This window comes from Chitinophaga horti (genome assembly GCF_022867795.2).
Classification (GTDB): Bacteria; Bacteroidota; Bacteroidia; order Chitinophagales; family Chitinophagaceae; genus Chitinophaga; species Chitinophaga horti.
Genome location: NZ_CP107006.1, coordinates 3,248,882 through 3,272,044, shown reverse-complemented (window position 1 = coordinate 3,272,044; position 23,163 = coordinate 3,248,882). Strand labels below are relative to the sequence as shown.

The following is a 23,163-nucleotide window of genomic DNA, read 5'->3' as shown; positions in this document are numbered from 1 at the left end:
CCCCAAAAGTAGCATTCTTCCTTATTTTTGAAAACAAAAACCGCAGATAACCGCTATATTCACGCAAATTATTATGACCTTAAGCAATTCCGTAATTCATTCTGATTTTTATGCGCAGCTTTCTTAAGATATTTTTCGCCTCTTTTCTTGCGCTGATCGTCTTTTCAGTAGTAGGCTTTTTCTTTTTGATGATGATGGTAGTCGGTGCGGTAAATTCCGTGACAACCCCGTCGTCGAGCGTTTCTGCAAACAGTGTATTGGTAGTAGATGCGGCGGTAACGTTGAACGAGCAGGCGCAGAAAGACCAGCTGGGCGGAATGCTGGCGGGTGAAGACCGGGATGTACCCGGCGTATACGATATGGTGCGCCTGATTCGCCATGCGGGCGATGACGATAATATCAAAGGTGTCTACCTGAAAGTAGGTGGTAACGGCAACAGCTTCGCGACAAACGAAGAACTGCGCAACGCCTTACTCGCTTTCCGCAAGAGTGGGAAATTCATTTACGCCTACGCGGAAGTGATCCCCCAACAGGCTTATTACCTCGCGACTGCGGCTGATAAGATCTACCTTAATCCGAAAGGGGGACTGGAGTTCGATGGCTTCTCCATGCAACTGCTGTTCCTGAAAGGTTTACTGGAAAAACTGGACATTCATCCACAGATATTTTATGCCGGCAAGTTCAAAAGCGCAACCGAACCGCTTCGTGAAACCCAGATGACCGATGCTAATCGCCTGCAAACAAGCGTATTTCTCGGTCAGTTGTACGGCAAATTCCTGTCTGGTATCTCAGAACGCAGGAAGATCGATACCGCTACGTTACATCAATATGCAAACGAGGGCCTGATCCGTTTCCCGAACGATGCGCTGAAATATAAACTCGTGGATGGATTGAAGTACGATGATGAAGTGATGAACGAGCTTCGTAAACGTATTGGTATTAAAGATGAAGCCGGGCTCAATTTCATCCCCGCCGCGAAATACGCTTCGGCTGTGAATTTCAGGCAGTATGGTGAAGATGGCCGCATTGCGCTGATCTACGCACAAGGCGACATTGTGGGCGGTAAAAGTGAATCCCCTACGACGATCGCGAGTGATACTTATATCAAGATCATCCGCAAAGCGCGTCAGAATAAAGATATTAAAGCGATCGTATTCCGTGTGAACTCAGGTGGCGGCAGTGCACTGGCATCAGAATCTATCTGGCGCGAACTTACGCTGGCCAGGAAAGATAAACCGGTGATCGTATCGATGGGCGATTATGCTGCATCGGGCGGTTACTACATTGCCTGTATGGCCGATACGATCTTCGCACAACCTAACACCCTTACCGGTTCTATTGGCGTGTTCGCCGTATTGCCTAACATGCAGGGCTTTTTTAATAACAAGTTGGGCATTACGTTCGATGGTGTTAAGACCGCACAATATGCCGACCTGGGTAGTGCCAGCAGGCCACTCACCGAAATGGAGCAACGTATTTTGCAAACATCTGTGGATACGATCTATGAATCATTTAAAGGTCGTGTGGTGGAAGGTCGTAAGTTAGCGGGTGCGGTGGTAGACAGTATTGCGCAGGGGCGTGTATGGACAGGCATAGAGGCGAAAAGACTGGGTCTCGTCGATCGTTTAGGCGGCCTGGAAGACGCTGTACAATGCGCCGCGAAGTTGGCGAACCTGAGCGCGTACCGCCTTTCCGAATACCCGGCGGTACAGGATACGTGGCTGCAACGCTTCTCTGGTGGCGGCGAAGAGGCCCGCACCGAGGCGCTGAAGAAAGAACTGGGTGTTTACTACCCTGTTTATAAACAAGTGAAATCTTTACAACAACTCACGAACGGTGTACAGGCAAGGTTGCCGTTCGATATGATGATACGATAGTCACGCAGACGCCTCGCTTTTAGCGGGGCGTTTTTGTTTAAGCGCTTAACACACCATTCACTTGGGATTCGTATTTTTGCCGCCTATTTACATCCTGACTATGAAATATACATTATTGATGGCGGCCACAGTGGCCTGCTATGCCTGCGGTAGCCCTGCCGCAACCTCCAGTTCGACAGACAGTTTATCATCGACGGCTATTGATACTGCCGGTCATTCGACTGCACCTGCAAAGCTTTCTAAAGAAGATACCATAACCCTGGGAAATGTGTTGTACGACATCACAGAGATCACCCAGCAGGAGTTTGATGCGGTGAAGACGTGGAAGGCGGATACCAGCGAGGCCCGCGTTTTAAGGGCTGCTCAGGGTAGCGTGAACAGGGTGGGCGATACGCTCTTTTTCCACGCCGCTCAAAAGCGGGTGATGCTGATTAACAAGAATAACCCGGATAATGAAGGTGACGATTTCTGCCAGTATAATTTTATGGGAGAATTGCCTGGTTCCGGTCAATGGCTGCTATTCGGTGGCTTCTATGAAAGTTATGCTTACGTTTTGATCAGCAAAGAGACGGGAGATACCACCTTTACCATCGGTGAGCCGGTAGTGTCGCCGGATGGCAAGTACCTGGTGGCAGGTAACGCTGACCTGGAAGCTGCGTTTACCACCAATGGTTTCGAACTGTACACGAATGGCAAAGTGCCTGTTCGCATCGATGAGCGGTTGTTGGACAATTGGGGGCCATCAGCCGTAAAATGGCAGGATGCGCGTACTTTGGTGGTGGAAAAGCAGGAGCGGGGAGAGGAACTGCCGAAATATATCAGGCTGAGTGCACGCCCGTAACAGCTTAGAAGAACATAAAGATAGGGGCTGACCAATACTTTTTGGTCAGCCCCTTTATTTTTATCAACCTTCGCCGGTATACATCATACCTACTTCTTCTTTGGAAAGGCGGATCACGTGTTTGTGCGTTTCGTCGACGATCCGTTGCGCCTGCATACGGAGCCTGCGAAGCCCATCTGCAAGGGCTTCCATACTTTTTTCTGCTTCTTCCGCCCGCGCGTTATGGTAAGATATTACCGCAGTGAGCCGCTTAATGTGTTCATTAATCACGTTACAAATCACCTGCGAAGAGGAGAATGGTTCAAAGTCCTGCAAGGTGGCAAGAATCTGTTCATAGCCGTCACACATTTTTTGAAGTTCGGCCTTGTTCACGTTGTTTACATTTTGTTCGGTCATAGTAGACATATTTTGGTTGGAAGCGAATTGGTCATTCACATGAAATCGTACGCATTCACATGCGCTGCAAGCGTTGTTAGTACAGTATGAATTGAAGTGCTTAACGGTTTTCAGGGTGGCCAAAATCTCAGTCTGAAACAAATATAAGTATAGGTTTGATAATCTTGCCGCAACTAAAAATAAACTTAAAATATAGTTTTTTTCGTTCACCCCGCGCTTATAAAAATGCGTAGGTAGCCGCCTATGGCGGATTCGAGGGTCCGTCTCGCTAAATAACCGTTTTCCAGTCAAATTGAAAAAAGTTTGAAAAAGGGGGGTAACAATCTGTTCCTGCCGGTGATCTACCTGTACAAACGCACTAACAGGGCGGTAGCCGAAAAGCCCTTACCAAACAGAGTAGGCATCACTTAAACCATCATCAAATGAGAAAGCAATCTTTATTCGCCGCAGCAATAGTAGTATCTATGTTATTTGGCGCCTGTAAAAAAGAGAAAAGTCCTGAAACCGGCGCTACCCGCACTGCGGAAGAGTTCCTGGAAAAATTCGGGGCTCAGGAACAAAGCTTTTCATTTAATGCCTCCGCCTTACCTAAAACGATTACACTGGCAGGTGGTACCAAAATAACGATCCCCGCAGGTGCTTTCACCCGCAATGGTACACCAGTTACCGGCGCGCTGGAAGTGAACGTAACCGAGTTCCTTACCCGCAGCTCACTCATCCGCAGTGGTGTTAACACCAATCATATTTCCGGCCTGTTGCTCGAATCACAAGGCTCCCTGTTCATCGATGTAAGCAATAATGGCCAGGCCGTTGATCAGGCCCTTCAGGCACCACTGAACATTGCAGTTCCCGCCAAAGGTGACGGATTTACGTTACTGTGGGCAGGCGTAGATACGGTACAGGGCAACCAGTTCGCATGGCAGGCGCCGCCGAATAATGGTCAGCAGCAACAGCGCGAAACCAAGGCCGTGGAAGGTTTTTATAATTTCGACTTTGGCCAGATCGGCTGGGTGAACTGCGACATTTTCTACGGCAACAGCAGCCCTAAAACAACCGTAAGGGTAGAAGTATTGAACAACCCGGGCGCCATGGCATCATTCAGGGCTTCTTCCGGCGAAACATTTGTGTTCTTCTGCGCCAAAGGAGCTAATGTGGTAGCACAAATATATACCCCGGGCGGTACCAATAAAGTAAAGAGCTACGACAACTCTATGCCAGTGGGCACAGAGGGCAGGTTGCTGGCCTTCTCCATTAAAGACGGCAAATATTACCTCGCGCAGAAAGATATTACGATCAGCGCTGGTCTTTCCGAAGCCGTAACCCTCATCGAAACGACGGAAGCCTCTATCCAGGCAGCGATGGACGCACTCAATACCTATTAACTTTCACCAGGGATCATGGCAAGTGTGCCGGCCCGCCGCCCGAAAGGGTGTGCGGGCCGGTTTTTTTGGAAATGGCCGAAACCCGTATTAGTTTTACGCCGTTTTTGTAAATATTGATTATGGCAGAGCAGTATAGCCAGTGGCGCGCCATGTTGGCGATTATGAAGGGGAGCATCAGGGCGATTTTCAGGAGTCCGTCCACTGTAGTATTTAGTCTGGCTTTTCCACTGATATTCATACTGGTATTCGGTTTTATGGGTAATCGCGGCGTAACGGTGAAGGTCGGAGTCGATCCTCGTACCGATACCACAGCGGCCCTGTATAAGGCGCTCGTCGCCAAGCCGGAGCTGCGGCTGGTAACTGACGAAACCACAGCGGAAATGGCGCAGGACCTCCAGAAAGGCCGCATCGCAGCGATCATTTACGTGCAATCGCGCCCCTCTGCCGGCGCTCCCAACGACTCTATCCTGCTCAGAACTTCCTCGGCGGCCGGACAAAATATTAGGGTATTCCGCTCGCTGCTCGCAGAAACAATTGCCGGTTTGAACGACCAATGGTACCGTCGGGCAGGCTCCGTTGCTACCGTGGCTACGGAAGTGGTGCCGGGTCGCAAATACACCACGATCGACTTTATTTTACCCGGACAACTTGGGTTTTCATTATTGAGCGCCGCCGTTTTCGGTACGGCGTTCCTTTTCTTCAGTTTGCGGCAAACGCTCGTATTAAAACGCTTTTTCGCCACGCCCGTACATAGGGGTTATATCATATTGGGAGAGGGGCTGAGCCGCCTGTTATTCCAGCTGTTCGGCGCCGTAGTGATCATCAGTATCGGGTATTTCGCCTTTGGCTTTACGCTGATCAACGGGGTGTCTACTTTTGCCGAGATGCTGTTGCTCTGTGCCTTCGGCCTGATCGTTTTTATGGGCTTCGGCTTTGTGGTGAGCGGTATTGCGAAAACAGAAAGTACCATCCCGCCATTAGCGAATATTGTCACCCTACCGCAATTTTTGCTGGCAGGCACCTTTTTCTCCGTAGACTCATTTCCTACCTGGCTGCAGCCGATTTGCAGGATCATGCCACTCACTTACCTGAACGACGCCCTACGTAAAATCGCGTTCGAAGGGCTTCACCTGTGGGATGTGTGGCCGCAGATCATGGTGCTTGGTTTGTGGGGTGTGGTAATTTACGCAGTCGCAATCAAGGTCTTCCGTTGGGAATAGTCGTTTGAATTCTGAAAGATTCGGCGTAACTTTTAGTGTACGGAATGCGAATAATTTTTAACAAAAAACTTCAATATGCAAGCCTTGTTTCTCATTGTTGGGGCCATTGCCGTGGCAGTGCTGGTGTTTTTTGTGGTGTCTCTTTTTCTTCCTCCCAAAGTGAGGGTAGCCGGAACGATGTTCGTTAAGGCACCTGCCGAGAAAATCTTTCATGAAATTAACAGCCTTCGTAACTGGCGCCGCTGGTCGCCCTGGCACCGGCAAGACCAGGAGCCAGGTATGAAAAACGTTTATGGCGGTACCGACGAAGGTATTGGTGCCACCTATCGCTGGGAAAGCCACCGGCGTAAAACCGGTCGGGGTAAATTGATCATTACAGCTTCTAAACCTTTCCGGTTTATTGCGACCGATATTTACTTTATGGGGCGTGGTTTAATGAAAGGTTACTACCGGCTGGATCCTGCTGAAGGTGGTACCTCCGTTACCTGGAGCTTCGAAGCATATACCGGTAATCACCCACTGCGTAAACTGGCTGGGTTGATGATGGACAAATGGATGGCAAGGGATTTTCAAACTGGATTAAATAATCTGAAACAATTAACTGAATTTAAGGCTTAAAGAAACACTATGCGTGGTATCCGGATGTTGCTGTCGTCCCTGGCGGTTTTATTGTTATTACTTTTTTTATTCTCTCTCTTATTTTCTTCAACAGCCAAGATGCAACGTGCAGGCGTGATCAACACCACGCCGGAAGTAGTGTTCGAACAACTGGCAGATACGGCCAACTGGAAACACTGGTATCCGTGGCCGGTAAGCCAGGACCCGCAACATGGCCGCCTCGTGCTGAAAGAAGTGGTGGCCGATTCGCTGGTTACTTACGAAGTGTTATCGACCGACGAGCGGCTGAACCTCAAAGGCAGTATTTACCTTTCTTATGACGGCAACAACACCACGATCAACTGGTCGATCTCCCGGCATGTAGGCGTGCTGCCCTGGTGGAAAGTGCGCGGCCTGCTGATGGATAAGATTTACGGCCCCGTCATGGAGCAGGGGCTCACCGACCTGAAGAAGGTGTCGGAGGCGAGTGCGGCGATCAAGTAGGGGGCGCCTGTTTTACCGCGAGGCTCGCGCCTGACGCATCGCCCGTCGCAAGTCTGCGCCGCCCGTTTACCGCGAGGTTCGCGCCTCAAAGTTGGCACCGCAAGCGCGCCGCAGGCAATCTAAATGTATGAGCGGTACACTTTTATTCTCTGAATCACCGTAATTTCCAGTTTCAATTCACATCAATAAAACGTTTCTTATGAAAAGAATGCTCGTTTTGTTATCGATGATCCTGATCGGTACGAACGTAATCGCGCAAAACCCGCCTAAAAGCCCGCGCGTGGAAGTATCTGCTCCAAATGTTAAGGTTTCCTATGGTCAGCCTTCCAAAAATGGCAGAGACATCTTCGGTGGCCTGGTTCCTTACGGACAGGTATGGCGTACCGGCGCTAATAAGTCTACCGATATTACTTTCGAAAAGGACGCCACTTTCGGCGGCAAGAAAGTAAAAGCGGGTACTTACGCGCTGTTTACCATCCCTGGCGAAAAAGAATGGACTGTGATCCTGAATAGCCAGCCTGCGCAATCCGGCGCATTCGAGTATGACAAAACAAAAGACAAAAACGTGGTAGAAGTAAAGGCGCCGGTAACCTCTCGTTCCGACGTACAGGAGAAATTCACCATTTCGTTACCTAAGAACGCCATAGTGTTCGAATGGGATAAAACGAAAGTGAGCGTTCCCGTGAAATTCTAGTACGCGTTTCTGTTTCACAACAAGAAATTTAAAAAATCCCCTGATGCGGAAGCAACAGGGGTTTTTTATTCCTGTCTATTCCGGACATAGCTGTCCTATAACCCCAATTATTACAAAGTTTTATTAGCCTCGCCCGTTCGCGCGGGAGTCCTGCGCGCCTTCGCAGGCGCCTGCCTGTTGCAGCGAAATCCCGCACACTAGCGCCTGTTCCTCCAAAACCTCACGCTGTCTCCTATTCCCAGCGGCCCCCTGCACGCTAGTTGCCCGTTTCCCGCAGAAAATCCCGTACGCTGTCATACACCACCTCCAGTTCCTCGTTTGTAATGCAGTACGGAGGCAGTATATAGATCGTATTACCCAGCGGCCTAAGCATCACTTTCCTCGCCCGGAAGAAGCGGTGAATCGCAGCCGCCAGTTCGTTAGTGTAGGTGTCCGGGCCGGCAGTTATTACGTCGAACGCCAGTAATGTTCCCAGCTGCCTTACGTTCTTCACCGACGGGCAGTTATTAAGCCAGCCCGCAAACTGTGCATGCGCTTCACTAACCCGTTGTCGTTGCTGCCGGCATGCCGGCTCCCGGAATAATTCCAGGCTGGCCAGTGCTGCCGTGCAGGCAAGCGGGTTTGCCGTAAAAGAGTGCCCGTGAAACAGCGTTTTAAGCTTGTTTTCGGACAGGAAGGCGTCATAGATATGTTGCGCACAAGTGGTTACGCCGAGCGCGATAGCGCCGCCTGTAAGCCCTTTGGAAAGGCAGATTACATCCGGTGCGGTTTGCAGATGCTGCATCGCAAAGTCCTTACCCGTACGGCCGAAGCCAGTAAAGATCTCATCCGCGATGAGCAGGATACCTTTTCCACGGCAATGCTTCAACAATAAGTCCAGCGCCGCTGCCTGGTATACCAACATGCCAGCAGCCCCTTGTAACAGCGGTTCGAAGATGAAGGCCGCGGTATCTCCGGCAAGCTGATCAACCTCGTCGCAAAGCCGCCCGATATTCTCCATCGTTGGTAAATCCAGGAAGCTAACGTCAAACAGGTAACTGTCGAACGCCTTAGTGAACACACTTCTTTCACTTACACTCATTGCTCCGAACGTGTCACCATGATAGGCGTTCCGGAAGGCCAGCAACCTGCGGCGGGGTGGCGCCACATCGTCCCGCCCGTTCGCATGATACTGTATTGCCATCTTCAGCGCCACTTCTACCGCAGTAGACCCATTATCAGAATAAAACACCTTCCGTTGTTCGCCCGGCAGCAAAGGCAGTAACTGCTCTGCCAGCGCCACGGCGGGTTCATGGGTGTACCCGGCGAATATGCAGTGTTGCAGTTGCGCCGCCTGTGCGGCCAGCCGCGTTGTGATATGCGGATGTGCGTGCCCGTGAATATTCACCCACCAGCTGGAAGTCGCATCAATGTAACACGCGCCCTGCTCGTCGTAAAGCCGGGCTCCCTCGCCACGTACAATTCCAATCGGCGCCGGGGCCGTTTGCATCTGTGTATACGGGTGCCAGATCACTGCCTGGTCCCGGTCGCTCAAGGTTCTTTGCATGCGGCAAAAATAGGGATCATGGCCCAATGCGCCCTGTTTAGCAAAAAAATCGTATCTTTGCGCCATCATCTTGTAATTAAACCTACTCCCTGCCGCTACAACGTTACCCCCAACTGTCGATTATCTTTAATTAAACACATATTATGAACCTGAATGACATTGCAGTAGTTGAAAATGAGGGCGCGCGCCAATTCGAAATGCGGATCAACGGCAAACTCGCTAAAGTCGAGTACATGATGGGAGGAGGACGTATGTTCCTCACCAATGTCGATGTGCCCGCTCAACTCGAAGGCAAAGGCGTTGATCAGGCGCTCGTGGAACGGGTTTTTGAGATCATTGCTGATCGTAAGCTTAAAATGGTACCGTTGTGTGCTTATGTAACAACTTTCATGCGCCAGCACCCACAATGGAAAAAGCTGCTCGCGCATGGTATCCATGTTTAATCTTTCATTTCAAAACTGATAAACAACATGCCCGTTAAAAACTTCGAAGAGCTGCACAAACAGCATCAGATCTGGAAATTAGACCTCCTGAAAGCAGAAAAGGAAATCAAATCCCTGCAGGCAGAACTTACAGATCTGTCTTCAAAGGCCACGTCTACCGATCAGAAGATCCAGCTGGAGCACTTGCAAAACTCCCTGATCCGTCACAAAGTAGTCGTAAACGATAAACTCGGCGAGATCACCCGTATCGATAAACTCATGTCCGAAGAGGGTGCCGATAGTGACAAACTGCTCACACTCGATCACCTTCAGCAGGAGGACATGGAGCAATTCGATCGCCTGTTCGGTGAACTGCGTAAAGAGTTCAAGTCTTTCCGCCAAAACCTCGGTTAATTCGTTCCAACATATTTGTGGACCAACATTTTGTAATTGGCGGTACAGGTAACTGTACCGCCTTTTTCAATGCCGCAATCCGGATCACCCTACCGGTATTGCTTAACCCTAAATATGGAACTCCGGTACTAACCCCCGGCGTCCGGAGTTCCGACGAAGCAAAACAAAAGTCTCCTGCAGATGCGTTACGCACGCATCTTATATATCATGATCGCAACCAATGGCTGCTACGTTTTTTCTGGCGAGGACTGCTTCGCTACAACCCCGAAGCAATCCTCTATACTACCGATGATGGAGTGGTCTTGTTACTGAAATTTTGTGGCGTCTGCGGCAAGAGGGCTAACAATGCCGGAGGACTACCTGTGGCCATTTTACAGCAAGGCTGCGGGCCGTGTATCGTATCAACAGGATCAAAAGTATTGCATCCGTCTACAACTAATTTTTTTATTTATTCGCCAGGAAAGTTATCTTATTAAACATAGTCCCTAAAAATATGCAGGCCGCCCAAACCAGGCAGCCTGCTCGTTTTACACGTATTTTTATCTTGCTAAAAGAATTTAACCGACCATTGTTTTGCCCAGGTGTCACCAGCGGATAACTGAATAATACCTTCTTTGTCCGACAGCTCTCCGCTCGTATTTACAGCATCTGCAATGCCGCACCATGGCTCTAAACAGAGGAAGTCTGCATCCTTCGCTGACCAGATGCCGAAGAAGGGAAAACCATCATAACGCATGGTAACGCCGTGCGCATGTTTGTCACTTTTGATCGTTATTTCATCAGAGGCCATGTGTTTCAATACAAGCGCATCAGCATAAAACATCGGCTTATTCAGCGCTAATTTACGGGTGTTTTCCAGCAGAGGACCAGGCTTCAGTTCTATGAGCCCATCAGGCGAAAGTGGCCAGCGTCCTGTGTTTTCAGTGTCGGAGAATTGCAGGTAATAATCATCAAAAGCCGTGTCGCCGGTAAGCGGCAACTTAAACGCAGGATGCGCACCGACAGAAAACCACATCTCCGAATCGCCTGTATTTTTCACTATGTAACTTACCGCCAGCGTATCGCCGCTCAATTGGTAACGCACACTGAATTGGAACGGGAACGGGTACACGGCGAGTGATGTTTCGCTGTCACGCAACGTGAAGGTAATGCTGTCAGTCGTCTGTGCACTTACTTCAAATACCTGGTCGCGGGCGAAACCATGACGACCCAGCTGGTAGGCTTTACCCTGGTGGGTATACTGGTTGTTTTTCAGTCCGCCAACGATGGGGAACAATACGGGACTTTTCTTGCCCCAGAAGGCCGCATCGCCGCTCCAGAGGTAGTCGAGCTGCAGGTCGGTACGCCTGATGCTTTGCAGTTCCGCGCCTTTTTCCGCAATGCTGATGCTAAGCTGTTCATTGGATAAATACTGCATATGGCTGTTTTTCAAACTTGTTGCACAAATATAGGCAGGCATGGTTATTTATCCCGAAAAGAAAAATGTTGAAGTTCCCTACCTTTGACAGCAAATAAAACTGGATTTATGGCAGTGTCATTAAAAGGAAAAACAGCGCTCATCACAGGCGGCGGAAGGGGGATAGGAAAGGCATTAGCAGTAGCCCTGGCGGCAGAAGGTGTGAATATCGGCCTGATGGGTCGCTCGGCGGCAACGCTCGAAGAAACGGCAGCAGTAATAAAAAATAGTGAGGTGAAGATCGCTACGGCTATAGCAGACGTATCGGACCGTGAAGCAGTAGAAGCTGCGGTAGCAAAACTGGAGGCGGAAGTAGGCCCTACGAATATCCTGCTGAATAACGCCGGTGTCGCCAGCTTTGGCGGTTTCCTGGACTTACAGCCTGAAGAGTGGGAGAACATTATCAAAGTAAACCTGCTGGGCGTCTATTACGTAACGCGTGCGGTGCTGCCGGGTATGATCGATCGTAAAGGCGGCGATATTATCAATATTTCATCAACAGCCGGACAACGAGGTGCGCCACTTACCAGCGCGTACAGTGCGTCTAAATTCGGGTTGCTCGGACTCACAGAATCGCTGATGCTGGAAGTGCGTAAACATAACATCCGCGTGAGCGCTCTTACGCCGAGTACGGTGGGTACAGATATGGCCATCGAACTGAAGCTCACCGACGGTAATCCCGAAAAGGTGATGCAGGCCGAAGACCTGGCCGAATTCGTGGTAAGCCAGCTGAAACTGAACCCACGTGTGGTGCTGAAGTCAGCCGGTTTATGGTCGACCAATCCATAAGCATATTGAACGATGCCTGCCGCGTCGTAACGGCAGGCATCGTTGTTTATTTTCTTTTGCCTGCTACCACAAGCACCACGCCCACAACGGCCACAATACCACCGGCGTAGGTTGGCCATCCTACCCATTTATTTTCTTTTTTGTTGATCTCTACCGCTCCAAGGTCTACCACTTCTTTTTCAGTTTGTACGGAAAAGCCCCTTACCAGGATCATGGCTATACCGATTACGATGAGGATAATCCCAAATGTTCTCATAATAGATTGTTTTTGGCTGTTGATAGCTCATCAAGAGGCATGCCATGGGAACGGGGCGGCAAAATGTTTCGTACCTTGCAGCCCTTATGCTGCCGGTAGAGAAATACACGCAATTCATTAAACAGCGCACCCGCGAACTGGGGTTCGACTACTGTGGTATTGCAAAGGCAGAACAGCTTGATGAAGATGCGTATCGGCTGGAACAGTGGCTGAATAAGGGCATGCATGGTAACATGCAGTACATGGAGAACTATTTTGATAAACGGATAGATCCCCGTAAGCTCGTGGATAACGCCCAGTCGGTGATCACACTGCTGCTCAATTATTACCCGCCGGAACAGCAGACTGAAGGCGCTCCCAAAATTGCCAAATATGCTTACGGAAAGGATTATCACGAGGTGATCCGCGCCCGCCTGAACCAGCTGCTGTCGGAAATGTCGGAACAGATCGGGGAAATACATGGTCGCGGTTTCGTGGATTCTGCCCCGGTGCTGGAAAGAAGCTGGGCGAAAAGGAGCGGTCTTGGCTGGATAGGCAAAAACGGTAACCTGATCCACAAACAGGCAGGTTCGTTCTTTTTCATTGCCACGCTCATTGTAGATGTGCCACTTTTGTACGACCCTATAACCGGCGACTATTGCGGCTCCTGCACCCGCTGCCTGGACGCCTGTCCCACCGGCGCCCTTACCGCCCCCACAGTTGTAGACGGCAGCCGTTGCATCTCCTATTTCACCATCGAACTCAAAGACCAGCTCATTCCCGACAAGATGAAAGGCCAGTTCGAAGACTGGATGTTTGGCTGCGACATCTGCCAGGACGTATGCCCCTGGAACCGCTTCGCCAAACCCCACAACGACCTCGATTTTACGCCCGTTCCCGAGGTGTTGAACTTCTCTACTAAGCAATGGGAGGAAATGACGGAAGAAGAATTTAAGAAGATTTTCCGTCAATCCCCGCTCAAGCGTAGCAAATACGCCGGCATCCGCCGCAACCTTAAGTTTATCAAGCCTTAACACCACGAAGATAGCATGGTTGCCCCGCGACGAAAAGCCATATGGGGCGAACCCCGGTTTTTCATGCGGTGAACCCTGGTTTTCCATGAGGTCAATGCCGGAACGTTGCTGGATCCTTCTTAGATCCTTCCTGCATCCTTGCTAAGTTGTTGCTAAAAAGTTGCTGAAACACCAGTGTTTTAACAGGGATATAGCAAGGATGTAGCAAGGATCCAGGAAGGATGCGGCAAAAAAAAGGCAACCCGGAGGTTGCCTTCTGATCAGCTTTGCTTTTCTTCCGTATCTGACGCCTGTGGGGTGGTTTCTTCCACGAGGGCAGTTTCCGGTTCGGGTTCAGGGTAGGTAGTGGCTTCCTCTTTCTTTTTGGTGAACAGGCGGCGAACGAAGGCGAAAAGTGCGCCGGCCCCTAACAGGATGAATTTCCAGAAGGCTCCAAAGAACTTCAGGATCAGGCCGAAAACACCAACCTTTGCGAGCAGTTTACCTGCTACCAGGCCGCCGATACCTACTGCGGCTACCTTATCGATATTGGAATCGAAATCGCCGTAGGCGTAGTTTTTATTAAAAGATGCAATGGACAGGATTTTATCGATGTTAGCTTTCACCATGGGTAATTCGCTCATAGAGCTAACGGCTTTCAGCGACAGTACGCCTTTGCGGCCGAGTACACGCACATCGTAGTTGAGCGTATTTACGGGTTCATCGCCCATTTTGAACTCCTGTGCCCAGTGCAGCACGTTTTTGCTCTTGTCGTAGTAAGGCTTTTGTGCCCAGCCGATCGTATTAACGGTACCATAGCCCATTTCAGCGCGGGCTTTGTTTACCTCGGCATCGCTGTCCTTCATTTCTTTCATCATCTCATCGTAGTCGATTTCGGCGGCGTCACCGTCTTTCACGTAGCCGGTTTCTTCGTACGTGATGATAAAGGCGTAGGTTTTTTCCGTCAATACCTCTGCATCGGCCGGAAAGATCATACCGAGCACGCCGTCGGACGCAGACGCCGGGTTACCCCAAAGGTCGGTGAGTACACGTTTACTCTGATCGGCATCAAGGAATTTAAAGCCTGCCGGTACGTTAATGGCGATTTGTCCGCCGCTCAGGTCCAGTTTGCCGGTTTGGAATTTGTAGGATGCGTTGATCGAATCGTAGGCAGCTTGCTCTTTTTCCAGGTCAACATCAGTGGTGTCTTGCGGTGGTGCCGCCTTTACGCCAAATGAAAGGCTGATTAACAAGGCAAGGAAAAGGGATTTTCTAAACATTACATTAAAATTTTCGCCAAGATGCAAAAAATTATTTGACACCTACTTACGAATAACGGCTTTTTAACGAAAAATAACCCATCTCTTTAAATTATAATGAGTTGTGCGTATAGTAGCGACCGGTATGGAAAGAGGTATTATATTTGCCTGCAAAACACAGCAAATACACCGATTATGAAGCGCCTTATATTACCAGCAGCAGCGTTACTATTCACCTTTTCAGGTTGCGAGACCACGCAGCAGATATTGAATAACCTCCCGCAGACGACCGGCACTGGTCCGGGACAGCCCAGTACTTTCCAGATCGCCTCCGGCCTTAAAGAGGCGCTGACGATCGGCACACAGAACAGCACGAACCGCTTATCTGGCGTAAATGGTTTTTTTGCCAATGCGGCCTTAAAGATCCTCATGCCGCCGGAAGCGCAGAAGGTGGAATCTACCCTGCGTAGTGTCGGTTTGGGGAATGTGGTAGATAAAGCCATCCTGGCCATGAACCGGGGCGCAGAAGAAGCCGCCAAAGCAGCTACGCCGATATTTGTGAGCGCCATCCAGGGCATGACTATTACAGATGCTATCGGTATTTTGAGAGGCAATGACAGCGCAGCTACCACTTACTTTAAAGGCAGGACCACCGCAGCGCTTACCAACGCGTTCAGCCCGGTCATACAACAGGCCTTAAAGAATGTGGATGCGACCAAATATTGGGAAGATGTGTTTACCGTTTATAACCGCTTTTCTAAAACGCCGGTGAATACCAATCTCACAGCTTATGTAACCGAGAAAGCGATATCCGGTATCTTCCACGAGGTAGCGCTGGAGGAACAGAAGATCAGGAGGGACCCGGCGGCGCGGGTGACAGACTTGCTTAAAACGGTATTCGGCAGTTCGCTGGCTACAACGAAATAAACAGGAAGGCGGCGTTTAGCGTCGCCTTTTTATATGCCCCCGAACTCTTATCTTTGAAAGATATGGAATAGTATTTGACCCCGCAGCTGTTGTTAAATTGATTCACCAAAAATTGAGCAACGTGGAAAACACCCTTAAACTGGCAGGACAAACGGCCGTCGTTACCGGCGCCGGAGGCGGATTAGGAAAGGCGATAGCATTGGAATTAGCGGCCGCTGGCGCGAATCTTATCATCAATTATCACTCAGGTAAAGAAAAGGCAGAAGCGGTGGTGAAAGATATTGAATCGCGCGGTGGTAAAGCATTGGCGGTACAGGCGGATGTAGGTAGCGAGGCGGACGTAAAACGTATGTTCGACCAGTGCCTGGCGCAGTTTGGTTTTGTAGACATCCTGGTGAATAATTCAGGCATTCAGAAAGACCGCGCCTTCCATGAAATGACGCTCGATGAATGGCAGCAGGTAATCAACACGAACCTTACCGGCCACTTCCTCTGTGCACGCGAAGCGGTGAATATTTTCCTCAAACAGGGACTGCGAGGCGTCAGCCGGGCAACAGGTAAAATCATCTGCATTAGCAGCGTGCATGACATTATTCCCTGGGGCGGGCACGCCAACTATGCCGCCAGTAAAGGTGGTGTAATGATGCTGATGAAGACCCTCGCACAGGAGTTGGCCCCGAAAAAGATTCGCGTAAACAGTATATCTCCCGGTGCGATACAAACATCTATCAACAAAGCCGCCTGGGAAACAGAGGAGGCGCTCAATAAATTGCTGGAACTGATTCCGTACGGCCGCATAGGCAAACCGGAAGACGTAGCGAAGCAGGCACTGTGGCTCGCTTCGGACGACAGTGATTATGTGACAGGCGCTACGCATTACATTGATGGCGGTATGACTTTATACCCCGGCTTTGCAGATAACGGTTAAAATTGATATTTTCGACCTCATGCGTTATACATTTTTACATTACTGCCTGTTGCTGGCGCCGCTCGCGGCAGGTGCGACGGAGCCTCCAAAGGCTAAACAGAAGGTTATGTTAGTTGGAACCTACACTTCAGGAGAAAGTAAAGGCATTTACGTTTACAAGCTCGATACAAAAACGGGCAAGGCTACACTGTCAGGCGTAGCGGAAGGGCTAAAAGATCCTTCGTTCGTGGCAGTAGCGCCGAATGGTAAACATGTATATGCTGTGAGTGAATCTAAAAGCAGCGTGTATGCGTTCGATTTTGATAAGACTGCCGGCAAGTTACAGCTGCTGAACGAGCAGCCTGTAGGCAGCGGCGGGCCCTGTCATGTTAATATAGATAAGGACGGGAAGTTTGTGTTTACGGGCAACTATGGCGCGGGCAGCCTGTCTGTACTACCCATACAGGCCAATGGCAAGGTGGGCGCACCTGTGCAGGTGATCGAACAAACAGGTTCGGGGCCGAACAAGTCGCGCCAGTCAGAGCCACATGTACACCAGGTCGTATTTTCGCCGGATGGCAAACAGGTATTTGTGCCAGACCTGGGAACGGATAAGATCATGATGTACGATTTTACGCCTTCGGCAGAAAAGCCGCTGAGCCCATCGAAACAGCCGTTCGCTACGATTGCACCCGGTGGAGGCCCCAGGCACTTCACCTTCCATCCTGATGGCAAACATGCCTACATCGTGCATGAAATTACCGGTCACGTAACTGCTTTTGAATACGCAGACAGGCAGCTGAAAGCGATACAAACGATTTCTACCAGCACGGCAGACTATAAGGGCAGTAACTTCAGCAGTGCAGATATTCACATCTCACCCGATGGAAAGTTTCTGTACATGTCGAATCGCGGCGACCTGAATAACATTGCCATCTTCAGTATAGAGGAAGGCAGCGGCCAGTTAACACTGGTGGGGCATCAGTCTGTAAAAGGCAGGAACCCTCGTAATTTTATGATTACGCCCGATGGTGGATTGATATTGGTAGCAAACCAGGATACCAACAATATTATAGTGTTCCGTCGCGATAAAACAACCGGCAAACTTACAGAAACAGGAGAAACAATTGCCGTACCGGCACCCGTGTGTGTGATCCTGCCATAATTATTTTTTTATTGCTTTACAGAACGCCGGGGGCCTTGTGCCCCCCTTTTTTTATGCGCGTGGAATTGTAGCTTTTTACTATTTTGTACCCGTTCTACTGTTATGCACCCACCCATTGAAAATGAATCAGCGCTGCTACTACGCGTCGCAGATGGCGATAGAGCTGCTTACGCGGTGCTTTACCGGCAATACTTTCCGCGCCTGTATAATTTCATTTTCTTTTTTAGTCAGTCAAAGGAAGATGCCGAAGAGGTTATCCAGGAATGCCTGTTAAAAGTATGGGAGCGCCGCGATACGTTGGTAGGTATCCGTTCCTTTGAACAATATGTTTTCCGCATGGCTAAAAACCGCCTGCTCGACCTTACCCGCCGTCGGATGACAGGTAGCCGCGTGGTAGCACGTATTGCCGAGAATAAGCCCGGGATGGAGAATTATGTAGACGATGAAGTACTGTTCAAACAATATCAAGGCATCGCAATGGATGCGTTATCCCGCCTGACAGAAAAGAAAAGGACCATATTTTTGATGAGTGCCCAGCGAGACATGACCCTCGATGAAATTGCCACAGCGCTCGGGCTTTCCCGCGCGGCAGTTAAAAAACACCTGTACGCCGCTATCCGCCAGATGAAAGATTACCTGAAAGAGCATGCCGAATGGAGCCTCATCCTCCTGTTGGTGGCTGCCACCAACTAACCCGAAATATTTTTTTCAGAAAAGGTATCCACTTCCACCGTTCATTAGTCTTATATCATATGGACCAGCAAACCATTACGCAATTACTGGAGAAATACGCTGCCGGTAATTTGTCGCGCGACGAACAGGAGAGCCTGCAGGAATGGCTGTCTGACGCAGAACCAGACGAGTTTCATGCGCTGCTCGAACAGAGCGGTGCGCCGGACGTGTATAAACTATACCCGCCCATGCCCGAGGCTTTGGCCGATCGTATAGAGGCGGGCCTCGACGAGCTGGACCGGCCTAAAGTACGTCCTATGCGCTGGCGGCTGGCCATCGCGGCGGCTGTAGTGAGCATTGCGGCCGTGGCGGCCTGGTGGATGTTCCGCCCCGCACAACCGGCAACTACCGTACAAACCGCGCCTTTCATCCAGGATGTTCAACCCGGTGGCAACAAAGCCACGCTCACCCTGGCCGACGGCTCCGTGATTAGTCTCGACGAGGCGCAGAACGGCAACATCGGCACCCAGGGAAATGTAAAAGTCGTGAAGCTGGACAGCGGCCGCCTCGCTTATCAGTCGCAGGGGGCGGGCGGGGAAATGGTGTATAACACCCTGAACACGCCACGGGGCGGTCAGTTCCGCATTACCCTGCCCGACGGCTCCAACGTTTGGCTGAATGCTGCTTCCTCACTTCGCTTCCCGGCATCGTTCGAGGGGGCGGAGCGGCTTGTGGAGCTGAAAGGAGAGGCTTACTTCGAAGTTACAGAGAACGTAAAGCAACCATTTAAGGTAAAGCTGAACGATTTGACGGTAACCGTGCTGGGTACCTCGTTCAACGTGATGGCCTATGATGATGAGGGTTTGACCAGCACGACACTCATAGAGGGCGCTGTAAGGCTGGAAAACGGCCATACCGAGGTGAAGCTGAATGCCATGGAAGAAGGCCGCCTTGTCAAAGGAGCGCAGTCAATCAGCGTGACGAAGGCCGATCTTACTAAAACCCTTGCCTGGAAGAACGGGCTGTTTTATTTCGAGAAAGCAGATATTAACCAGATATTCCGCCAGTTATCAAGATGGTACGATGTGGAACCGGTATATGAAGGCGGCAGGCCACAGCGGCGATTCGTAGGAATGATTTCACGCAATACCACGCTGGCCGGCGTACTCAAAATACTGGAAACGGCCGAGCCCAATGTTAAGTTTAGAATTGAAGGAAAGAAAGTGTTTATAAAATTCAACTGATCACATCAACCAAAATGTTTGTAAAAATGACTGACTAGTATTCCACGTGCCGCAACTATGATCATTACCACGTTATTAAATGAAAAGCCGGAAGCGGCCTAATGCTCCCGGCTGGAAGTTGAGGTAATGCACAATCGACTTGAACAACTGATTATTTACCTAACCGTACAAATTTATGTCATTTATCGATCCCCGCAAGGGTAAGCGATCAGGCGCCCTGCGCTGTAAAAAAATCTTGTGTGTAATGAGATGGACCGCTATCATAATGCTGGCCGCATGCCTGTCTGTGAGCGCCAAGGGCGTATCGCAACAGGTGTCACTGTCTGTTAAAAATGCGCCGCTGAATAGTGTATTTATGGCCATTCAGCAGCAAACGGGTCTTTCTTTCCTTTGCGAAGAAGAGCTGGTGGAGAAGGCCCCGCCGATTACCCTCCATGTTCGGAATGGCGAACTGGGAGCGGTGATAGAACGTTGTTTCGCCGGTACGCCGATCACCTGGTCGCTGGTAGAAAAGACGATCGTGATTAAACGAAAGCCCGTGATGCGCAACATCGTGGCCGATACGGCCGTGGTGATAGCCGGCACCGTGACCAACGCAAAAGGGGAGGTGCTGATCGGCGCTACCATTAAGCAGAAGAACACGCTGAACGGGGTAACAGCCAACGAAAAGGGCTATTACATGTTGAAAGTGCCGCCGCATTCGACCATCGTTATTTCCAGCATCGGCTACCTGCCACAGGAGCAGCCTGTAGGCACGGAGCGTACGATCAACGTGGTGTTGCAGGAAGATAAAAAGGCGCTGGACGAGGTCGTGGTAGTCGCATACGGACAAAAGCAACGTAAGATCGCCACATTGGGGGCGCAGTCGAGCCTTTCCGTGCAGGAATTGAAACAGCCCGTAGCAAACATTACCACCGTATTGGCCGGACGTATATCCGGCATCGTAGGCGTACAACGCAGTGCGGAACCTGGATTGGATGGCGCCGACCTGTGGATACGCGGTATTGCTACGCTCAACTCGGATGCGAGCAGACCTATGATCATGGTGGATGGTGTGGAGCGCTCCTTCAACAACCTTGACCCGAACGATATCGAGAGCTTCACGATCCTGAAAGATGCGTCGTCTACTTCGGTGTACGGCGTAAAAGGTGCGAACGGGGTGATCCTGATCACCACTAAAAGAGGTCGCGCCGGTAAAACGGACATCAATATCGACTTCTATCAGGGCATCACGAATTTTACCCGGGTGCCCGACATCGCTGATGGCGTGACCTACATGCAGATGGCGAATGAAGCGAGTGTGACCCGTGGCGGTACGCCTATCTTCTCAGAAGAAGCGATCCGTAAAACCCATACGCAGGAAGACCCGTACCTGTTCCCTAATGTAAACTGGATGAATGAGTTATTTAATAAGTTCGGCAACAACCGGAAGGCTAACCTCAACATCCGCGGTGGTTCTGATAAAGCGACATATTATGTATCTGCTTCTTTCTACGATGAAAAGGGTTTGTTTAAAACAGACAACCTGCAGAAGTACGATTCCAAGATCGCCTTTACGCGTTACAACTTCACCTCCAGCCTCAACATCAAAGCGACCAAAACGACCAATATCGATCTTAATATCAAAGGATGGATATCCAATGGTAACTATCCCGGCACCGGTACGTCCGACATCTTTGCCAAAGCATTTGATACGTACCCGATCCTTTACCCGGTAATGTACCCGGATGGGAAAGAGCCGTTTACTTCCACCGGCGGCGGTGCTTCTAACCCTTATGCGTTGCTTACCAATCGTGGCTATGTAACGACGTACGGTAACCAGATTAACTCGGACATTAGCGTGCGCCAGGATTTGAGCGGATGGACGAAAGGGTTGTCGGCCCGTATGCTGTATTCCTTTGATGCCGCGAACGAAAACCGGATGTCGCGTACGAAGTCGCCCTACACTTACTACGCCCGCAACCGTGACGCGAATGGTGACCTGGTGTACGAGCGCACGGATAACAACAGCGGTTCGGAATATCTCGGTTTTAGCCGTAGCAGTGGTGGTTCCAGGCAGTTTTATTTTGAAGGTGCGCTAAACTATGACAACACATTTGGCTTACATAACGTGGGCGGCCTGCTGCTGTATAACCAGAACGACCGTATCAGCGCTACAGCAGGTGATTTGATCGGTTCGTTGCCTTATCGCAGCCTGGGCATGGTAGCCCGGGCCACTTATGGTTACGACGACCGGTATCTCGCAGAAGTAAGCTTCGGTTATAATGGTGCGGAAAACTTTGCGCCGGATAAACGTTTCGGTGCCTTCCCATCTGTCGCACTAGGCTGGGTGATTTCGAATGAGAAGTTTTTCAGCACTTTGACGCCTTATGTGCAATTGCTGAAGCTGCGCGGTTCCTACGGCATCGTGGGCAACAGTAACCTGATCGGCGGCCGTCGTTTCGCGTATATCGGCACGACTAAAAACCTGGGTCAGTTTTATTATGGCCAGGACAGGGGAAATGGTATTAGTGGGATAGAAATACAGGACTACCCGGCCAGCGTGACCTGGGAAACCTCCAAAGACCTGAACATTGGTATTGAGTTCAGAACGCTGAACAATGCGTTAACGATCCAGGCGGATTATTTCGACAGGAAACGTACGAACATATTCCTGCAGCGTTCAGCCGTGCCGGCCACGACTGGTTTACAGAGCTCTCTGTTGGGCAACCTGGGTGCAGCGAACAGTAATGGCGTGGACTTATCTGTCGAGTACAACAAAGCGTGGCACGACTTCTCACTGTCGGCCCGTGGTACGCTTACGTACAACCGTAACGAGGTAATTGAGAACGATGAGCCCATCCAGCCTTATCCATGGCTCGAAAGAAGAGGGCAGGCGATCGGACAGCGTTTCGGCTACATAGCAGAAGGTTATTACACGCAGGCAGAGATAGACGATAAAACAGTTGCCCGCACGACAGGCGTGGTACAGGCCGGCGATATCAAGTTCAGAGACGTAAATAAGGACGGGGTGATCGATCAGAATGATCAGATGCCTATTGGTCGACACGCCGTGCCGCAGTTGATTTACGGCTTTGGTACCACGTTGAGCTACAAAGGCTTTTCGCTCGGTGCGTTCTGGCAGGGTGCAGGGCTGGTAGATTTTTACCTGGGAGATAGTGAGTTTATGCCTTTCAAATCCGGTGCCGCAAAAGGTACGCCGTATGCGAACATCAAAGATCGCTGGACGGTGGAAAACCCGGACCAGAACGCCTTCTATCCGCGACTGGCGTATGGCAGTGGTTTGAATTTCAACTACGGTGCTACTAACAGTCATTGGGTAATGAAAGGCGATTTCCTCCGGTTGAAAACGCTGGACTTCGGCTATACCTTACCGAAAGGAAGTTTGTCTAAACTGGCCGTACAGCGCCTGCGCATCTACTTCATCGGTTACAACCTGCTTACGTTTAGTCCGTTCAAGTTGTATGATCCCGAGCTGGGCTCCGGTAGTGGTACGCGTTACCCGAATATCAAAACCTACAGTGTTGGCTTCAATGTCTCCTTTTAATTTAAAACTTCACCGATCATGAAGATGACGAAACGATATATCGGTATGGCGGCGGG

General features: G+C 50.3%; 23 protein-coding genes. 18 read left to right on the top strand and 5 right to left on the bottom strand.

The window, feature by feature from the left end; translation table 11 throughout:
* Positions 1–110 precede the first annotated feature (110 nt).
* Both sppA and MKQ68_RS13140 read left to right on the top strand, forming a co-directional pair.
* Positions 111–1,877: a signal peptide peptidase SppA gene (gene sppA / locus MKQ68_RS13145; protein ID WP_264279527.1), complete on the top strand. Its 1,767-nt coding sequence runs from the start codon at positions 111–113 to the stop codon at positions 1,875–1,877.
* Between the two features lie 100 nt (positions 1,878–1,977).
* Positions 1,978–2,718: a hypothetical protein gene (locus MKQ68_RS13140; protein ID WP_244843515.1), complete on the top strand. Its 741-nt coding sequence runs from the start codon at positions 1,978–1,980 to the stop codon at positions 2,716–2,718.
* 63 nt (positions 2,719–2,781) lie between these two features.
* Here the strand turns inward: MKQ68_RS13140 and MKQ68_RS13135 are convergent, their stop codons facing one another.
* On the bottom strand, positions 2,782–3,114 hold the full coding sequence (locus MKQ68_RS13135) for a hypothetical protein (RefSeq protein ID WP_264279526.1): 333 nt from the start codon (positions 3,112–3,114) through the stop codon (positions 2,782–2,784).
* A 422-nt stretch (positions 3,115–3,536) separates the two neighbouring features.
* Between MKQ68_RS13135 and MKQ68_RS13130 the strand changes: the two genes are divergently transcribed.
* From MKQ68_RS13130 to MKQ68_RS13110, 5 genes are all read left to right on the top strand, one after another.
* The gene (locus MKQ68_RS13130; RefSeq protein WP_264279525.1) at positions 3,537–4,496 is read left to right on the top strand and encodes a hypothetical protein; all 960 of its coding nucleotides are present in this window, start codon (positions 3,537–3,539) and stop codon (positions 4,494–4,496) included.
* 119 nt (positions 4,497–4,615) lie between these two features.
* Positions 4,616–5,716, top strand: coding sequence for an ABC transporter permease (locus tag MKQ68_RS13125; RefSeq protein WP_264279524.1), 1,101 nt, complete (start codon positions 4,616–4,618; stop codon positions 5,714–5,716).
* A 75-nt stretch (positions 5,717–5,791) separates the two neighbouring features.
* Positions 5,792–6,334, top strand: a complete 543-nt coding sequence (locus MKQ68_RS13120; protein ID WP_264279523.1) for an SRPBCC family protein — start codon at positions 5,792–5,794, stop codon at positions 6,332–6,334.
* Positions 6,335–6,433: 99 nt separating this feature from the next.
* Positions 6,434–6,817, top strand: coding sequence for an SRPBCC family protein (locus MKQ68_RS13115; protein ID WP_264279522.1), 384 nt, complete (start codon positions 6,434–6,436; stop codon positions 6,815–6,817).
* Between the two features lie 199 nt (positions 6,818–7,016).
* Positions 7,017–7,511: a DUF2911 domain-containing protein gene (locus tag MKQ68_RS13110; RefSeq protein WP_244843521.1), complete on the top strand. Its 495-nt coding sequence runs from the start codon at positions 7,017–7,019 to the stop codon at positions 7,509–7,511.
* A 256-nt stretch (positions 7,512–7,767) separates the two neighbouring features.
* Here MKQ68_RS13110 and bioA read toward each other — a convergent pair whose 3' ends face one another.
* Positions 7,768–9,057 carry an adenosylmethionine--8-amino-7-oxononanoate transaminase gene (bioA, locus tag MKQ68_RS13105; RefSeq protein ID WP_244843522.1) on the bottom strand — a complete coding sequence of 430 codons (1,290 nt, stop codon included), beginning with the start codon at positions 9,055–9,057 and terminating at the stop codon, positions 7,768–7,770.
* A gap of 143 nt (positions 9,058–9,200) precedes the next feature.
* Here bioA and MKQ68_RS13100 point away from each other — a divergent pair, with 143 nt between their 5' ends.
* From MKQ68_RS13100 to MKQ68_RS13090, 3 genes are read left to right on the top strand one after another with little or no spacing between them, the layout of a single operon-like run.
* The gene (locus tag MKQ68_RS13100) at positions 9,201–9,500 is read left to right on the top strand and encodes a GNAT family N-acetyltransferase (protein WP_264279521.1); all 300 of its coding nucleotides are present in this window, start codon (positions 9,201–9,203) and stop codon (positions 9,498–9,500) included.
* A 27-nt stretch (positions 9,501–9,527) separates the two neighbouring features.
* Positions 9,528–9,893, top strand: coding sequence for a hypothetical protein (locus MKQ68_RS13095; protein ID WP_264279520.1), 366 nt, complete (start codon positions 9,528–9,530; stop codon positions 9,891–9,893).
* A 17-nt stretch (positions 9,894–9,910) separates the two neighbouring features.
* Positions 9,911–10,369, top strand: coding sequence for a hypothetical protein (locus tag MKQ68_RS13090; protein ID WP_264279519.1), 459 nt, complete (start codon positions 9,911–9,913; stop codon positions 10,367–10,369).
* Between the two features lie 71 nt (positions 10,370–10,440).
* On the opposite strand, the gene MKQ68_RS13085 is transcribed toward MKQ68_RS13090, so the two are convergent.
* Positions 10,441–11,310, bottom strand: coding sequence for an aldose 1-epimerase family protein (locus MKQ68_RS13085; RefSeq protein WP_264279518.1), 870 nt, complete (start codon positions 11,308–11,310; stop codon positions 10,441–10,443).
* A gap of 108 nt (positions 11,311–11,418) precedes the next feature.
* On the opposite strand from MKQ68_RS13085, the gene MKQ68_RS13080 reads away from it, so the two are divergent.
* Entirely contained in the window at positions 11,419–12,138 is a 720-nt protein-coding gene (locus MKQ68_RS13080; protein WP_244843526.1) for a 3-ketoacyl-ACP reductase, read from the top strand.
* Positions 12,139–12,184: 46 nt separating this feature from the next.
* On the opposite strand, the gene MKQ68_RS13075 is transcribed toward MKQ68_RS13080, so the two are convergent.
* Positions 12,185–12,394 carry a hypothetical protein gene (locus tag MKQ68_RS13075; protein WP_264279517.1) on the bottom strand — a complete coding sequence of 70 codons (210 nt, stop codon included), beginning with the start codon at positions 12,392–12,394 and terminating at the stop codon, positions 12,185–12,187.
* A gap of 86 nt (positions 12,395–12,480) precedes the next feature.
* On the opposite strand from MKQ68_RS13075, the gene queG reads away from it, so the two are divergent.
* Positions 12,481–13,407: a tRNA epoxyqueuosine(34) reductase QueG gene (queG, locus tag MKQ68_RS13070; RefSeq protein WP_264279516.1), complete on the top strand. Its 927-nt coding sequence runs from the start codon at positions 12,481–12,483 to the stop codon at positions 13,405–13,407.
* Between the two features lie 260 nt (positions 13,408–13,667).
* Here the strand turns inward: queG and MKQ68_RS13065 are convergent, their stop codons facing one another.
* On the bottom strand, positions 13,668–14,666 hold the full coding sequence (locus tag MKQ68_RS13065) for a DUF2167 domain-containing protein (RefSeq protein ID WP_264279515.1): 999 nt from the start codon (positions 14,664–14,666) through the stop codon (positions 13,668–13,670).
* 174 nt (positions 14,667–14,840) lie between these two features.
* Between MKQ68_RS13065 and MKQ68_RS13060 the strand changes: the two genes are divergently transcribed.
* The 6 genes from MKQ68_RS13060 (at position 14,841) to MKQ68_RS13035 (ending at position 23,107) form a co-directional block, all read left to right on the top strand.
* A complete protein-coding gene (locus MKQ68_RS13060; RefSeq protein WP_264279514.1) occupies positions 14,841–15,572 on the top strand; it encodes a DUF4197 domain-containing protein in 732 nt (243 codons plus the stop codon).
* Between the two features lie 121 nt (positions 15,573–15,693).
* Complete coding sequence (locus MKQ68_RS13055; RefSeq protein WP_264279513.1) at positions 15,694–16,500, top strand: SDR family oxidoreductase; 807 nt, start codon at positions 15,694–15,696, stop codon at positions 16,498–16,500.
* A gap of 106 nt (positions 16,501–16,606) precedes the next feature.
* Positions 16,607–17,644, top strand: a complete 1,038-nt coding sequence (locus tag MKQ68_RS13050; RefSeq protein ID WP_244843532.1) for a lactonase family protein — start codon at positions 16,607–16,609, stop codon at positions 17,642–17,644.
* 102 nt (positions 17,645–17,746) lie between these two features.
* On the top strand, positions 17,747–18,337 hold the full coding sequence (locus MKQ68_RS13045; RefSeq protein WP_264279512.1) for an RNA polymerase sigma factor: 591 nt from the start codon (positions 17,747–17,749) through the stop codon (positions 18,335–18,337).
* A gap of 59 nt (positions 18,338–18,396) precedes the next feature.
* Positions 18,397–19,560 (top strand): FecR family protein, encoded by a 1,164-nt coding sequence (locus MKQ68_RS13040; RefSeq protein WP_264279511.1) that lies wholly within the window; start codon positions 18,397–18,399, stop codon positions 19,558–19,560.
* Between the two features lie 244 nt (positions 19,561–19,804).
* The gene (locus MKQ68_RS13035) at positions 19,805–23,107 is read left to right on the top strand and encodes a TonB-dependent receptor (RefSeq protein WP_264279510.1); all 3,303 of its coding nucleotides are present in this window, start codon (positions 19,805–19,807) and stop codon (positions 23,105–23,107) included.
* Positions 23,108–23,163: the final 56 nt, after the last annotated feature.